The 13581-nt window shown below is 71.4% G+C and carries 15 protein-coding genes; 9 read left to right on the top strand and 6 right to left on the bottom strand.

Translation table 11 applies throughout. The annotated features are described in order from the left end of the window. Nucleotides 1–88 precede the first annotated feature (88 nt). The 5 genes from OG842_RS23360 to galK all read left to right on the top strand — a co-directional run bounded on the left by OG842_RS23360 (nucleotide 89) and on the right by galK (nucleotide 6343). Nucleotides 89–1987 carry an outer membrane protein assembly factor BamB family protein gene (locus tag OG842_RS23360; RefSeq protein WP_266732295.1) on the top strand — a complete coding sequence of 633 codons (1899 nt, stop codon included), beginning with the start codon at nucleotides 89–91 and terminating at the stop codon, nucleotides 1985–1987. A gap of 288 nt (nucleotides 1988–2275) precedes the next feature. Further along, nucleotides 2276–2968, top strand: a complete 693-nt coding sequence (locus tag OG842_RS23365) for a helix-turn-helix transcriptional regulator (RefSeq protein WP_266732296.1) — start codon at nucleotides 2276–2278, stop codon at nucleotides 2966–2968. A 128-nt stretch (nucleotides 2969–3096) separates the two neighbouring features. Then, a complete protein-coding gene (gene galT, locus OG842_RS23370; RefSeq protein ID WP_266732298.1) occupies nucleotides 3097–4140 on the top strand; it encodes a galactose-1-phosphate uridylyltransferase in 1044 nt (347 codons plus the stop codon). After that, a complete protein-coding gene (galE, locus tag OG842_RS23375) occupies nucleotides 4137–5117 on the top strand; it encodes a UDP-glucose 4-epimerase GalE (RefSeq protein ID WP_266732300.1) in 981 nt (326 codons plus the stop codon). Before galT ends, galE begins: the two co-directional genes overlap by 4 nt. Beyond that, nucleotides 5114–6343: a galactokinase gene (gene galK / locus OG842_RS23380; protein WP_266732301.1), complete on the top strand. Its 1230-nt coding sequence runs from the start codon at nucleotides 5114–5116 to the stop codon at nucleotides 6341–6343. The genes galE and galK overlap by 4 nt, the downstream gene beginning before the upstream one ends. 9 nt (nucleotides 6344–6352) lie before the next feature. On the opposite strand, the gene OG842_RS23385 is transcribed toward galK, so the two are convergent. Then, a complete protein-coding gene (locus OG842_RS23385; protein WP_266732302.1) occupies nucleotides 6353–6805 on the bottom strand; it encodes a GNAT family N-acetyltransferase in 453 nt (150 codons plus the stop codon). Nucleotides 6806–7068: 263 nt separating this feature from the next. On the opposite strand from OG842_RS23385, the gene OG842_RS23390 reads away from it, so the two are divergent. Further along, a complete protein-coding gene (locus OG842_RS23390; protein WP_266732304.1) occupies nucleotides 7069–7869 on the top strand; it encodes a response regulator transcription factor in 801 nt (266 codons plus the stop codon). Here OG842_RS23390 and OG842_RS23395 read toward each other — a convergent pair. After that, nucleotides 7828–8325, bottom strand: a complete 498-nt coding sequence (locus tag OG842_RS23395) for a MarR family winged helix-turn-helix transcriptional regulator (RefSeq protein WP_266732305.1) — start codon at nucleotides 8323–8325, stop codon at nucleotides 7828–7830. The genes OG842_RS23390 and OG842_RS23395 overlap by 42 nt on opposite strands. 88 nt (nucleotides 8326–8413) lie before the next feature. On the opposite strand from OG842_RS23395, the gene OG842_RS23400 reads away from it, so the two are divergent. Beyond that, nucleotides 8414–9214: a trans-aconitate 2-methyltransferase gene (locus OG842_RS23400; protein ID WP_266732307.1), complete on the top strand. Its 801-nt coding sequence runs from the start codon at nucleotides 8414–8416 to the stop codon at nucleotides 9212–9214. Next, complete coding sequence (locus OG842_RS23405; RefSeq protein WP_266732309.1) at nucleotides 9211–9576, top strand: VOC family protein; 366 nt, start codon at nucleotides 9211–9213, stop codon at nucleotides 9574–9576. The genes OG842_RS23400 and OG842_RS23405 overlap by 4 nt, the downstream gene beginning before the upstream one ends. A 3-nt stretch (nucleotides 9577–9579) precedes the next feature. Here OG842_RS23405 and OG842_RS23410 read toward each other — a convergent pair whose 3' ends face one another. Both OG842_RS23410 and OG842_RS23415 read right to left on the bottom strand, forming a co-directional pair. Further along, nucleotides 9580–10182: a Uma2 family endonuclease gene (locus OG842_RS23410; RefSeq protein ID WP_266733773.1), complete on the bottom strand. Its 603-nt coding sequence runs from the start codon at nucleotides 10180–10182 to the stop codon at nucleotides 9580–9582. Between the two features lie 123 nt (nucleotides 10183–10305). Next, on the bottom strand, nucleotides 10306–11124 hold the full coding sequence (locus OG842_RS23415) for a helix-turn-helix transcriptional regulator (protein ID WP_266732311.1): 819 nt from the start codon (nucleotides 11122–11124) through the stop codon (nucleotides 10306–10308). Nucleotides 11125–11173: 49 nt separating this feature from the next. Between OG842_RS23415 and OG842_RS23420 the strand changes: the two genes are divergently transcribed. Continuing rightward, nucleotides 11174–11605 carry a DUF2000 domain-containing protein gene (locus OG842_RS23420; RefSeq protein ID WP_266732313.1) on the top strand — a complete coding sequence of 144 codons (432 nt, stop codon included), beginning with the start codon at nucleotides 11174–11176 and terminating at the stop codon, nucleotides 11603–11605. 15 nt (nucleotides 11606–11620) lie between these two features. Here the strand turns inward: OG842_RS23420 and OG842_RS23425 are convergent, their stop codons facing one another. Together OG842_RS23425 and OG842_RS23430 are read right to left on the bottom strand one after the other, a co-directional pair. Further along, nucleotides 11621–12310 (bottom strand): TetR/AcrR family transcriptional regulator, encoded by a 690-nt coding sequence (locus OG842_RS23425; RefSeq protein ID WP_266732314.1) that lies wholly within the window; start codon nucleotides 12308–12310, stop codon nucleotides 11621–11623. Continuing rightward, on the bottom strand, nucleotides 12307–13323 hold the full coding sequence (locus OG842_RS23430) for an acyl-CoA desaturase (RefSeq protein WP_266732316.1): 1017 nt from the start codon (nucleotides 13321–13323) through the stop codon (nucleotides 12307–12309). The genes OG842_RS23425 and OG842_RS23430 overlap by 4 nt, the downstream gene beginning before the upstream one ends. Nucleotides 13324–13581 lie beyond the last annotated feature (258 nt).

A 13581-nucleotide genomic window follows, 5' to 3' on the forward strand; every position in this document is an offset into this window, starting at 1 on the left:
CCACGGCTCATGACCGGCAGCGGCCGGCGCACACCGACCGCTGCCGGACCCGTCCCACCGACTCCCTTTCCCCAGAGGTACGTACGCCATGACGCAGCCGCCCCAGCCGCCCAACGATCCGCCCCAGGGCGGATTCGGTGCCCCGCAGGACCCCCCGCCCGGTGGGTTCGGCGCCCCGACGCCGCCGCCCGCGGACCAGTTCGGCAAGCAGCAGGCCACCCCGCCCGCCGGCGGCTTCGGCGCTCCGACGCCGCCGCCCGCGGACACCCCGCCGCCCGCCGGCGCACCGCAGCAGCCGGGCCCCGGTTACGGCTACCCGCAGGGTCAGCAGCCGGGCTACGGCTACCCGCAGAACCAGCCCACGCAGCCCGGTTACGGCTACCCGCAGGCGCCCGTGCCCGGACAGCCGCAGCAGGGTTACGGATTCCCCCAGGGCATGCCGCCCGGCCAGCCGCCGCAGCAGGGGTACGGCTACCAGACCACCCCGATGCAGCAGCCGCAGATGCCGCCGCAGAACGGCAACGGCGGCAAGAAGTTCTCCACCCAGATGCAGATCATCGTCGCCGCCTCGGTCGCCGTGGTGCTGATCGTCGCGGGCGGCATCTGGTACGCCTCCGGCGACGGCGGCGACAAGAAGGAGGAGGCGTCCTCGTCCAGCGGCGCCACCGAGGGCAAGGACGGCGAGAACAAGGGCGGCAACGCCGTCGACGGCGCCGGCAAGGAGAAGGCCCCCGCGGACCCCAAGTCCAAGGTCGCCTTCCAGCTGCCGCTGCCCAAGGTCACCGACGTCACCAAGGTCGACGGCTCCTGGCTGACCGACAAGGCGTACGTGAAGACCGGCCTGAACGAGATCGTGGCCTACGACCCGGCCAAGGGCACCAAGCTGTGGTCCATCCCGCTGGCGGGCCAGGTCTGCGCCGCGTCCCGGCACATGTCCAAGGACTTCAAGACCGCGATCGTCTTCGCGCAGAGCAAGCCGACCAAGGCGACCAAGTACCCGCCGTGCAACCAGGTCGGCGCGCTCGACCTGAGCACCGGCAAGCTGATCTGGAGCAAGTCGGTGACCGCCGCCACCAGCGGTGACGCGGCCGTCAGGTTCGACGAGGTCACGCTCAGCGGCACCACGGTCGCCGCGGGCGGAACCGAGGGCGGCGCCGCCTTCGACCTGAACACCGGCGCCGAGCGCTGGAAGCCCAAGGCCACCACCGACGGCTGCTACGACAAGGGGTACGGCGGCGGCGAAGCACTTGCGGTGGTCCGCAAGTGCGGTACGTACGACGACCCGCAGCTCGTCATCCAGGCGCTGAACCCCACGACCGGCGCCCCGCTCTCCTCGTACAAGATGCCGCCGGGTGTCGACTACGCGAGCATCGTCTCCACCAAGCCGCTGGTCGTCGCCGCCGACGTCGGCGACACCGCCGGTGACGGCAGCGGCATCTCGGACTTCTTCTCGATCGACGCCTCCACCGGCAAGCTGCTCACCAGGATCGCGGCGGACGGCGAGAAGTACGCGGCGCGCTGCGCCTCCGGCGAGGTCGAGAGCTGCAGCCAGCTGGCCGTCGGCAACAACCGCATCTACGTGCCGACCGAGGACCACGAGGGCACCGGCGAGTACGGCGACACCAACGAGATCGTCTCCTTCGACCTCACCACCGGCAAGCCGACCAGCGACAAGGCCGACGCGGGCGAGCGCTACACGATGTTTCCGATCCGCATGGACGGCGGCAACATCATCGCCTACCGGGTTCCCCCGTACGACAAGGGCGGCCAGGTCGTCTCCATCGACGGCGCCACGTTCAAGCAGACGGTGCTGATGGAGAACCCGAGCGACGAGTCCACCCGGGACGCGGAGACCAGCTTCACGCCGGACTACTCCGAGTTCCGCTACAGCGACGGGCACCTGTACCTGGCCAGCACGATGGTCAGCAAGCCGAGTGGCTCGCTGGACGTGAGCCGCCGGCTGGTGGTCAGCTTCAGCAGGCCGTAGCAGCAGGCCGTACGCGTGCGGGGGTGGTGTCCGTTCATCGGGCACCACCCCCGCGCACGTTCGGGACCAGATGTACGAGCCGTCGAAGTGATCCGTAACGGTCGGCAGGCAGATCACAACGGTGATCAGTCGGACATGGCACATCGGCAACCGGTCCCGAACACGCGTCGATCCGGCGTTCCGGCGCCTTTTGGCCGGTAAGACGCCCGCGGCGTCGAACAAGCGTGTAGCTTGCCGGGTCAGGAGAGCCGGGGGGCCCGGTGTGCCGGTGCAACGGGGGTGTGCTCGATGAGCGTGCGGCTCATGGTGGTCGATGATCACAGACTGCTCGCCGAGGCGCTCGCCTCGGCCCTGAAACTGCGGGGCCACCGGGTCCTCGCGGCGGCCGCACCGACATCGGGGGCGGCGGAGCTGGTGGTCAGCAGGGCCCCGGAGGTCTGCCTGTTCGGCACTTCGGCACCGGCCGAACCCGGTGCCTTCGACCCGATCGTACGGATCCGGCGCGAGCGCCCGCAGGTGGCCGTCGTGGTGCTGGGACCGGTGCCCAGCCCGCGCGGGATCGCGGCGGCCTTCGCGGCGGGGGCCGCGGGATACGTCCGCCACGACGAGCGCATGGAGGGCGTCGAACGGGCGATGGTCAAGGCGCGGGCGGGCGAGGCCGCGGTGGCGCCGCAACTCCTCCAGGGCGCCTTCGCCGAGCTGCTCAATCCAGCCGCGACGCCGGACGACGAGGGGCAGCGGCTGCTCCAGATGCTCACCCCGCGCGAGGTCGAGGTCCTGGTGCGGGTCGCCGAGGGGGAGGACACCCGGCTGATCGCGGCCGGGATGCGGATCGCGCCGAGCACCGCGCGTACGCATGTGCAGCGGGTGCTGATGAAGCTGGGCGTCGGCTCCCGGCTGGAGGCCGCGGCACTCGCGGCCCGCACGGGGCTGCTGGACCGCGCGGCACCGGCCGACGGGCCGGGACGGCCGGGTCTCTGAGCCGCACCGCCACCACCACTCCTCACATACACAACCTGAACGCCTGTCCGGCCGCCCGGCGTGGACCACTCGTTGACGCGGTTGTTGACTTGTGGTTCATTGTGTTCGGTTATGTTTGGAGGAACCTGGTGAAGAAGACGGTTACGACGCTCGCCGACGGCCGGGAGCTGCTCTACTACGACAGCCGCGACGAGGTCGTCCGTGACGCCGTCGACCGGCGCCCCCTCGACGCGGTCTCGACCTCGTCCGAGATCCGCCGGGACCCGTTCCTCGGGGACAGCGTCGCCATCGCCTCGCACCGCCAGGGCCGCATCTACCACCCGCCGGCCGACGAATGCCCGCTCTGCCCCTCGCGGGACGGCCGGCAGAGCGAGATCCCCGAGGCCGACTACGACGTCGCCGTCTTCGAGAACCGCTTCCCCTCGCTCGCCGGTGACTCCGGCCGCTGCGAGGTCGTCTGCTTCACCTCCGACCACGACGCGTCCTTCGCCGACCTCACCGAGGAGCAGGCCGCCCTGGTCCTCGCGGCCTGGACCGACCGCACCGCCGAACTGGCCGAACTCCCGCAGGTCAAGCAGGTGTTCTGCTTCGAGAACCGGGGCGCCGAGATCGGCGTGACCCTCGGTCACCCGCACGGGCAGATCTACGCGTACCCCTTCGTCACCCCTCGCACCGAGCTGATGTTCCGCTCCATGGCCGCCCACCGTGCCGAGACCGGCGGCAACCTCTTCGACGACGTGGTGGCGCGCGAGGAGAAGGACGGCTCCCGGATCGTCATCGACGCCGAGCACTGGGTCGCCTTCGTGCCGTACGCCGCCCACTGGCCGTACGAGGTCCACCTCCACCCCCGCCGCCGCGTCCCCGACCTGCGGGAACTCGACGAGGCCGCGCGCACGGAGTTCCCACAGGTTTATCTGGAACTCTTGAGGCGATTCGACCGGATCTTCGGCCCCGGCGAGCCGCTGACCCCGTACATCTCGGCCTGGCACCAGGCACCGTTCGGGGTCCCCGGCCGGGAGGACTTCGGGCTCCATCTGGAGCTTTTCACCATCCGACGTACCTCCGGCAAGCTGAAGTTCCTCGCGGGTTCCGAATCCGGCATGAACGTGTTCATCAACGATGTGCCGCCGGAGGCCGCGGCCCAGCGACTGCGAGAGGTAGCGAGCGAGTGAGCAAGCCCCAGAAGAAGTACCTGGTCACGGGCGGCGCGGGATACGTCGGCAGCGTGGTCGCCCAGCACCTGCTGGAGGCCGGGCACGCGGTCACCGTTCTCGACGACCTCTCGACCGGGTTCCGGGAGGGCGTCCCGGCCGGGGCCGAGTTCATCGAGGGCCGCATCCAGGACGCGGCGAAGTGGCTGGACGCCTCCTACGACGGGGTGCTGCACTTCGCCGCGTACTCCCAGGTCGGCGAGTCCGTCGCGGACCCGGAGAAGTACTGGGTGAACAACGTCGGCGGCTCCGTCGCCCTGCTCGCCGCGATGCGCGACGCCGGGGTGCGCACCCTGGTCTTCTCCTCCACCGCCGCCACCTACGGCGAACCGGCCACCACCCCCATCACCGAGTCCGACGCGACCGCGCCCACCAACCCCTACGGCGCCACCAAGCTCGCCGTCGACCACATGATCACCGGCGAGGCGGCCGCGCACGGACTGGCCGCGGTCTCACTGCGGTACTTCAACGTGGCCGGGGCGTACGGCAGTTGCGGCGAGCGGCACAGTCCGGAGTCGCACCTCATCCCGCTGGTCCTCCAGGTCGCGCTCGGGCGGCGCGAGTCGATCTCCGTCTACGGCGACGACTACCCCACCCCCGACGGCACCTGCGTCCGCGACTACATCCATGTCGCCGACCTCGCCGAGGCCCACCTGCTGGCCCTGGACGCGGCCACCGCCGGCGAGCACCTGATCTGCAACCTCGGCAACGGCAACGGCTTCTCGGTGCGCGAGGTCATCGAGACCGTCCGCGAGGTCACCGGCCACCCCGTCCCGGAGACCGCGGCCCCCCGCCGCGCCGGCGACCCCGCCGTGCTGGTCGCCTCCGCAGCCACCGCCCGGGAGCGGCTCGGCTGGAAGCCGACCCGCGCCGACCTGACCGGAATCGTCACCGACGCCTGGACGTTCGCCCGCCGAGAGGAGCCCACCGCCCCATGACCGAGAACACCGAGCCGACCGCCGCCTCCACCGGGAACAGCGAGCCGACCGCCGCCTCCTCCACCGGGAACGGTGAGCTGACCGCCTCCTTCGCCGAGCTCTACGGGCGCGAGCCCGAAGGGATCTGGGCGGCCCCCGGCCGGGTCAACCTGATCGGCGAGTACACCGACTTCAACGACGGCTTCGTCATGCCGCTCGCCCTGCCGCACACCGCACGCGCCGCCGTCGCCCGCCGCACCGACGGCGAACTGCGGCTCCACTCCACCGACGTGCCCGGCGGCGTCGTCCAGCTGCGGATCGACGAACTGGCCCCGCACCAGGGGCACGGCTGGGCGGCCTACCCCGCCGGAGTCGTCTGGGCGCTGCGCGCGGCCGGCCACCCGGTCACCGGGGCGGACATCCAGCTCACTTCCACCGTCCCCACCGGCGCGGGCCTGTCCTCCTCCGCCGCGCTGGAGGTCGTCACCGCGCTCGCCCTGAACGACCTCTTCGAACTCGGGCTCTCAGCACCGGAGCTGGCGGTTCTCGGCCAGCGCGCCGAGAACGACTTCGTGGGGGTGCCGTGCGGGGTCATGGACCAGATGGCGTCCGCCTGCTGCACCGAGGGCCACGCCCTGCACCTCGACACCCGCGACCTCACCCAGCGCCAGGTCCCCTTCGACCTGGCCGCCCAGGGACTGCGGCTGCTCGTGGTCGACACCCAGGTCAAGCACGCGCTCGGCGACGGCGCCTACGCCGAGCGGCGGGCCGGCTGCGAGGCGGGCGCGGCGGCGCTCGGCGTACGGACGCTGCGCGAGGTGCCGTACGAGAGCCTCGGCGCGGCCCTGGACACCCTGGCCGCGGCCGGCGTCGACGAGTCCGTGGTGCGCTACGTACGCCACGTGGTCAGCGACAACCAGCGCGTCGAGCAGGTCATCGCCCTGCTCGACGCGGGCGACGCGCGGGCCGCGGGCCCGGTGCTCAACGCCGGGCACGTCTCGCTCCGCGACGATCTGCGGGTCTCCTGCCCGGAACTGGACCTGGTGGTGTCGGCGGCGAACGAGGCCGGGGCGCTCGGTGCGCGGATGACCGGCGGCGGCTTCGGCGGCTCGGCGATCGTGCTGGTGGAGCAGGAACAGGCGGACACGGTCGCCGAGTCCGTGCTGGAGGCGTTCGCCGCCGCGGGCCACACGGCGCCGCGCATCTTCCCGGCCGTGCCCTCGGCGGGCGCCCGCCGCCTCGGCTGAGCTCCTTCGTCAGGACGGAGTCGCGAGGTCCTTCGTCAGGATGAACTCGGTGACCCCGGGCGGGTAGTTCTCGACCCGCCCGCTCACCTCGTAGCCCCGCTCCCGGTAGAAGCCGGGCGCCTGGAAGCCCCAGGTCTCCAGCCGGGAGCGGGTGCAGCCCCGGTCCGCCGCGGCCACCCGTTCCGCCTCCGCGAGCAGCAGCGAGCCCAGGCCCCGGCCGCGGTGGCGGGCGTCGACCCAGAGCTGGTCCACATGGAGCCAGTACGCCCAGGTGCGGCCGGTCAGGCCGCCGGCGACGGCGCCCTCGATGTCCACCGCCCATACCTCCAGCGGGAGTTCCCGCCCGGCGCGGGTGGTGCGCAGCGCGCGCAGCTCCGGGGAGCGGGCCGTGTTGTCGTCCCGCAGCCGCCGGGTCAGTAAGGAACGCCGTCCTTTGTCCACTTCTGTCTCAAGACGGAACATGGGCCACACAGTAGGACGCGGACCCGGCCAGTTCCGCGAATTGGCTTCCGCAGCGGGCCGTCGGTCGTACCCTGATGCACAGCACCGGTGGGGGCCGGTGCTGATTCAGGGGTACGAGACAGTCGGGTACGGCGCCCGGGGTGGACAGCAGTCGACACACGGCGGCGGCCGTGGGGCTGCGGTCCGGTTACCGATCCGGGTCGCCGTACCCGTACTGGTCGGCCCCTTCGGCGGGCCGGGGGTGGCCCAGGAACAGACGCGGCATGGGGGTGCCTGTGGTTCGTATCCGGGTTCTCGTGGTGGACGACCACCGTATTTTCGCCGAATCGCTCGCAGCGGCGCTCGCGGCCGAGCCCGACGTCGATGCGGCGGCGGCGGGCAGCGGCCCCGCCGCGTTACGGTGCCTGGAGCGGGCCGCCGCCGAGGGGCGCGGCTACGACGTGATGCTGGTCGACGCCGAGCTGGGCATCCTGGGCGCGGCGGGGGGCCGACGGGCACCCGTACCGGTCTCCGCCGACGGGGAGAGCGCTCGGCTGGACGGCATCTCCCTGGTGGCAGGGGTCCGTTCGGGCCGGCCGTCCGTGCGCACGGTGGTGCTGGCCGAGAAGGACGACCCGGTCCGGGCCGCGCTGGCGCTCCAGGCCGGGGCGTCGGGCTGGGTGGCCAAGGACTGCTCGCTGCAACGGCTGCTCGCCGTCATCCGCGGGGTGCTGCGGGACGAGACGCATCTGCCCCCGGCGCTGCTCACCGGCGTGCTGCGGGAGCTGACGGCGGCGCGCAAGCACCGCACGGAGAGCGAGGAGCTGGTCGAGTCGCTGACCCCGCGCGAACGCGAGGTGCTGCGCTGCATGGTGGCGGGCCTGGGCCGCAAGGCGGTCGCCGAGCGGCTCTTCCTCTCCCCGCACACGGTCCGTACCCATATGCAGAACGTGCTGGGGAAACTGGGCGTGCACTCCACCCTGGCCGCCGTCGCCCTGGCCAGGCGGGCGGGCGTCGGCCCGGCCGACCCCGCCGGACCGGCTCTAGCCGGGAATGTTGTCGAACGGGGCGGTCAACTGGCGTAGCAACCCGGCCAGTTCGCCCCGCTGCTGGGTGGAGAGCTTACTCAGGATGGCGCGTTCCTGGGCGAGCAGCCCGGCCAGTGACTGGTCGGCCTTGTCGCGGCCCTCGGCGGTGAGCCGGACGAGCACGCCGCGGCGGTCGCTGGGGTCGGGGAGGCGCTCGACGAGGTTCTTCTTGGTCAGGCGGTCGATGCGGTTGGTCATCGTGCCGGAGGTGACCAGCGTCTGGGTGAGGAGCTGGCCGGGGGAGAGCTGGTACGGGGCGCCCGCGCGACGCAGGGACGTCAGTACGTCGAACTCCCAGGGCTCCAGATCATGCTCGGAGAAGGCGATCCGGCGGGCCCGGTCCAGATGGCGGGCCAGGCGGGAGACGCGGCTGAGCACCTCGAGTGGTTCCACGTCGAGGTCGGGGCGCTCGCGGCGCCATGCAGCGACCAATCGGTCGACCTCGTCCTCCATGTGGATCAGTGTAAGGGGTCTGTCGACATGAAGTCTCTTGAACTCAAGTGTCTTGACATCAAGATATCTGTGGGTGACTCTGGCTGCCATGACCGCACCCACCTGGGACCCGCAGCAATACCTGCGCCATGCCGACCACCGCACCCGCCCCTTCCTCGACCTCCTCGCCCGCATCCCCGAACTCCCGGCCGCCCCCGCACCCCGGATCGCCGACCTCGGCTGCGGCGCGGGCAACGTCACCGTCCTGCTCGCCGACCGCTGGCCCGGGGCCCGCATCACCGGCTACGACAACTCCCCGCAGATGCTCGAACGGGCCCGAGCCCACGCCGGCCCCCACCTGGACTTCGCCGAGGCCGACGCCACCACCTGGACCCCCGCCGAGCGTCACGACCTGATCGTCTCCAACGCCCTGCTCCAGTGGGTCCCCGACCACGCCGCCCGCTTCCCGGCCTGGCTGGACGCGATCACCCCCGGCGGCACCCTCGCCTTCCAGGTCCCCGGCAACTTCGACCAGCCCAGCCACGTCCTGATGCGCGAACTCGCCGCCTCCCCGCGCTGGCGTACCCGCCTCGCCGGCGAACTGCGCCACGCCGACGCGGTGCTCACCCCCACCGCCTACCTCGACGCGCTGACCGCCCCCGGCATCACGGCGGACGTCTGGGAGACCACGTACCTGCACCTCCTGCCCGGCCAGGACCCGGTCCTCGACTGGGTGAAGGGCACCGGCCTGCGCCCCGTCCTGACCGCCCTCGCCGACGACCCCGGGGCCCGCGACGCCTTCCTCACCGAATACCGCGACCTGCTGCGCACCGCCTACCCCCAGGGCCCGCACGGCACCGTCTTCCCGTTCCGCCGCATCTTCGCCGTCGCCCGCAAGGAGAAGCGATGATCACCGCCCTCGACCACGTCCAGCTCGCCGCCCCGCCAGGTTCGGAGGACGCCCTTCGCACCTACTACGCGGACACCCTCGGCATGACGGAGATCGCCAAGCCCCCGGCCCTCGCGGCCCGCGGCGGCTGCTGGTTCCGGGCGGGCCCGGTCCAGATCCACCTCGGCATCGAGAAGGACTTCCACCCGGCGAAGAAGGCCCACCCGGGGCTGCGCGTCACGGACATCGAGGCGTACGCGGCCCGGCTGGAGGGGCGGGGCGCCGAGGTGCGCTGGGACGGTGATCTGCCGGGGCACCGGCGCTTCTTCGGCCACGACCCGGTGGGGAACCGGCTGGAGTTCCTGGAGCGGACGGACGGCTGACCGTCACAGCGCGTCCAGCGCCTCCTGGGTGATGTCGATGTCGATCGGGAACGGCACGCTCACCTTGAGACGGTCGTGGTGGATTCCCGTCAGCGCATACGCCTTGGACACCGGGTCCAACTCGTACACCCGCACCACCGGGTGCCGGTCGGTGCCGGCCATGTCGACCAGCCAGAAGTTCGGGATACCGGCCGAGGCGTACTTCCCCGGCTTGGTGTCGCGGTCGCGGGCCTCGGAGTCGGGCGAGACGACCTCGACGGCGAGCAGGACGTCGGCAGCCTGGAAGCGGGTCTGCTCGGGTCCGGTGACCGCGTCGGAGCGGACCACGGAGACGTCGGGCTCGGGCACGTTGCGGCTGTCGAGGACGACCGCCATCTCCCGCACGGTCCTGACCTCGCGCGATGTGAAGCTCCGCAGACCGCGAACCAACAGGTCGATCATGCAGCTGTGGAAAAAGCGCTGTGGACTCACAAAAACCAGGCTCCCGTCGAGCAACTCCGTGTGCGGCGGGAGATCGGGCAGGGTGAACAGGTCGTCCACCGTGTATCCGTCCTGGGGCGGCACCGGCCAGCGGGAGCTGTGCGCGGTGAACGGCTCGGCGGCCATGATTCCTCCCATGGACGGGATTCTTGTTCTGCTCCCTCACGGTAGCGGCCGGAATCAAAGAGCGTCATTACAAAGAGTGACGCCGGTTCCGTGTCGGTCTCCGGCCCGGCGAGGACCCGCTGGTCACGGCAGTCGCACCGCAGCCGCGGCGCCCTCGCGGGCGAACCGTCCGGGGGGTGTGCCGACGAGCCGTTTGAAATGCCGGCTCAGGTGCGACTGGTCGTAGAAGCCGGTCGCGGCAGCCACCTCTCCGGGCGGCCGGCCGTCGAGCAGCAGCCGTCGGGCGCGGTCGATCCGACGGGACATCAGGTACTGGTGCGGGGCGATGCCGAAGGCGCCGCTGAACGCCCGTACCAGGTGCGTCGGGTGGGCGTGCAGCAGTTGCGCGGCCTCGTCCAGGGGCACCCCCTGGAGCAGCCGGTCGTCGAGGAGGTCCCGCAGGCTGTGGGCCACACCGCGATCCGTCACCCGCCGACGGGTGACGGGCCGGGGCCGCAGGTGGGCGTGGAGCCGTTCGCGGATGAGGGCGAGGCGGCTCTGCGCTTCCAGCTCGTCGCCCCTGTCCGCGAGCGAGGCGTGCAACTGCCCGACACGTCGGCGCAGCAGCGGGTCGACGAGGTCGGGGCCGTCCGCCGCCGGGCCGATGAAGCTCTCGTCCAGCTGGGTCAGGTCCAGATAGAGGACCCGCTTGCGGAAGCCGTGCGAGGTGGCGGGCGAGCCGTTGTGCGGCACCTGCGGCGGGAGCAGGGACACCGTGTCGTGCAGGGTGCCGCGCTCGTGGCGGTTCAGGTCGTAGCGGACCGCACCGTCGTCGACTATGAGCAGGGTCCAGACGTCGTGGACGTGCATCGGGTACGCGTGCTCGGTGAAATGCGCGTGGAAGACCTCCACGACACCCGGGACCTGCGGGCGCCACGCGGAAACCTGCTGCCGGGCCACCATGCAAGGAATGTACAAGACGGTCCGGCAGGCGGTTCGGCAGTCTCGGCACATGACGACCGACAACGCCCCCGTACGTTTCGACACCAAGATCGCCGTACTGCTGCGCGAGGACCTGGAGACCTGGCAGCGGCTGAACGTGACCGCGTTCCTGGTCAGCGGCCTCGGCCCGGAGCTGCCCGAGGTGATCGGCGAACCGTACGCGGACGCCGACGGCACCGCGTATCTGCCGATGTTCCGCCAGCCCGTCCTGGTCTTCGAGGGGACGAAGGAGACACTGACCGCGGCGCACGGCCGTGCGCTGTCCCGCTCGCTTCCCCGGTCGGTGTTCACGTCCGACCTCTTCGCCACCGGCAATGACCGGGACAACCGCGCGGCGGTGCGGGCCGTGGCGAAGGACCGGCTGGATCTGGTGGGCCTCGCCGTGTACGGACCGCGCAACGGCGTCGACAAGGTGCTCAAGGGCGCCCGGATGCACCCCTGACCGGGGCGCCGGCCCTCAGCTCTTGCGGTGCCCTACCAGCCTCGGCTTCGACTCCAGGTTCTCCAGGCCGTGCCAGGCCAGGTTCACCAGGTGGGCGGCGACCTCCGACTTCTTCGGCTTGCGGGCGTTCATCCACCACTGGCCGGTCAGGGCGACCATGCCGACCAGCGCCTGCGCGTACAGCGGGGCCAGCTTCGGGTCGAAACCCCGGGCCTTGAACTCCAGGCCCAGGATGTCCTCCACCTGGGTGGCGATGTCGCTGATGAGGGAGGCGAAAGTGCCGGTCGACTGGGCCACGGGGGAGTCGCGGACCAGGATGCGGAAGCCGTCCGTGTACGTCTCGATGTAGTCGAGCAGGGCGAACGCGGCCTGCTCCAGGAGCTCGCGGGGGTGGCCCGCGGTCAGCGCGCTCGTGACCATGTCCAGGAGCTGGCGCATCTCGCGGTCGACCACGACGGCGTACAGGCCCTCCTTGCCGCCGAAGTGCTCGTACACGACCGGCTTGGAGACACCGGCGCGCGAGGCGATCTCCTCGACCGAGGTGCCCTCGAAGCCCTTGTCGGCGAAGAGCGTGCGACCGATGTCCAGCAACTGCTCGCGGCGTTCCTTGCCGGTCATCCGCACCCGGCGGGTACGCCGGGTGGAAGAGGAAGGACGGTTTTTCTCGTTGCTGGTGCTGGAGTCGGTCGCCACGTCGTCAATCATGCCGCGTCGGCACGCTCGGGGTCGCGCCGGGAGCCGATCCCGCGGGACTCGACCCGGCGGGATTCGATCCGGGCGGAGTCCGGCCAGCGCACGTCGTGCGCCCAGCCCAGCTTCTCGAACCAGCGGATCAGCCGGGCACTCGAATCGACCTGACCGCGCATCACACCGTGCCGGGCGCTCGTCGGATCGGCATGGTGCAGGTTGTGCCAGGACTCGCCGCAGGACAGGACCGCCAGCCACCACACATTGCCCGACCGGTCACGCGACTTGAAGGGCCGCTTGCCGACCGCGTGACAGATCGAGTTGATCGACCAGGTGACGTGGTGCAGCAGGGCCACCCGGACCAGCGAGCCCCAGAAGAAGGCCGTCGCCGCACCCCACCACGACATCGTCACCAGGCCGCCGACCAGCGGCGGGAGCGCCAGCGACACGATCGTGAGGGTCATGAAGTGGCGGGAGACGCCGCGCAGCGCCGGGTCCTTGATCAGGTCGGGGGCGTACTTCTGCTGCGGAGTCTGCTCCTCGTCGAACATCCAGCCGATGTGGGCCCACCACAGGCCCTTCATCAGGGCGGGCAGGCTCTCGCCGAAGCGCCACGGCGAGTGCGGGTCGCCCTCCGCGTCGGAGAAGCGGTGGTGCTTGCGGTGGTCGGCCACCCAGCGCACCAGAGGGCCCTCCACGGCCAGCGAACCGGCCACGGCCAGCGCGATGCGCAGCGGGCGCTTCGCCTTGAAGGAGCCATGCGTGAAGTAGCGGTGGAAGCCGATCGTGATGCCGTGGCAGCCGATGAAGTACATCGCCACGAGCAGGCCCAGATCCAGCCAGCTCACACCGCGGCCCCAGGCCAGCGGCACCGCCGCGACCAGCGCCACGAACGGCACCACGATGAACAGCAGCAGGGCGAGCTGCTCGATCGACCGCTTGTTGTCCCCGCCGAGCGTGGCGGAGGGAAGGGCCCGATCGTCGGCCGCCGACGGCTGGGCGTCGGCGATCACAGCGGGGCTGGTGTTCATGGGGGGTCCCCTGGGGATGAGGAAGATGAGGAATACGACGGATAGCTCTGGCTACGCATCCGTAACCTACGGCAACGTAAGTATGGCAGCGGAACGGTCCGTCGCACGAGAGCGCGGCGGGCCTCCCATCGAGGGGAAACCCGATCGGGCCGCGAGCGGCGCCGACGGAGCGGACACCTATCCTGGTGGGGTCGGACAGCGCGGTCCGCACTCTGCTTTCCCGGGGTGGCTTCGGCACCGCTGCCTGTCGCGGCCCCG

The sequence above is a fragment of the Streptomyces sp. NBC_00376 genome (assembly GCF_036077095.1).
GTDB lineage: Bacteria > Actinomycetota > Actinomycetes > Streptomycetales > Streptomycetaceae > Streptomyces.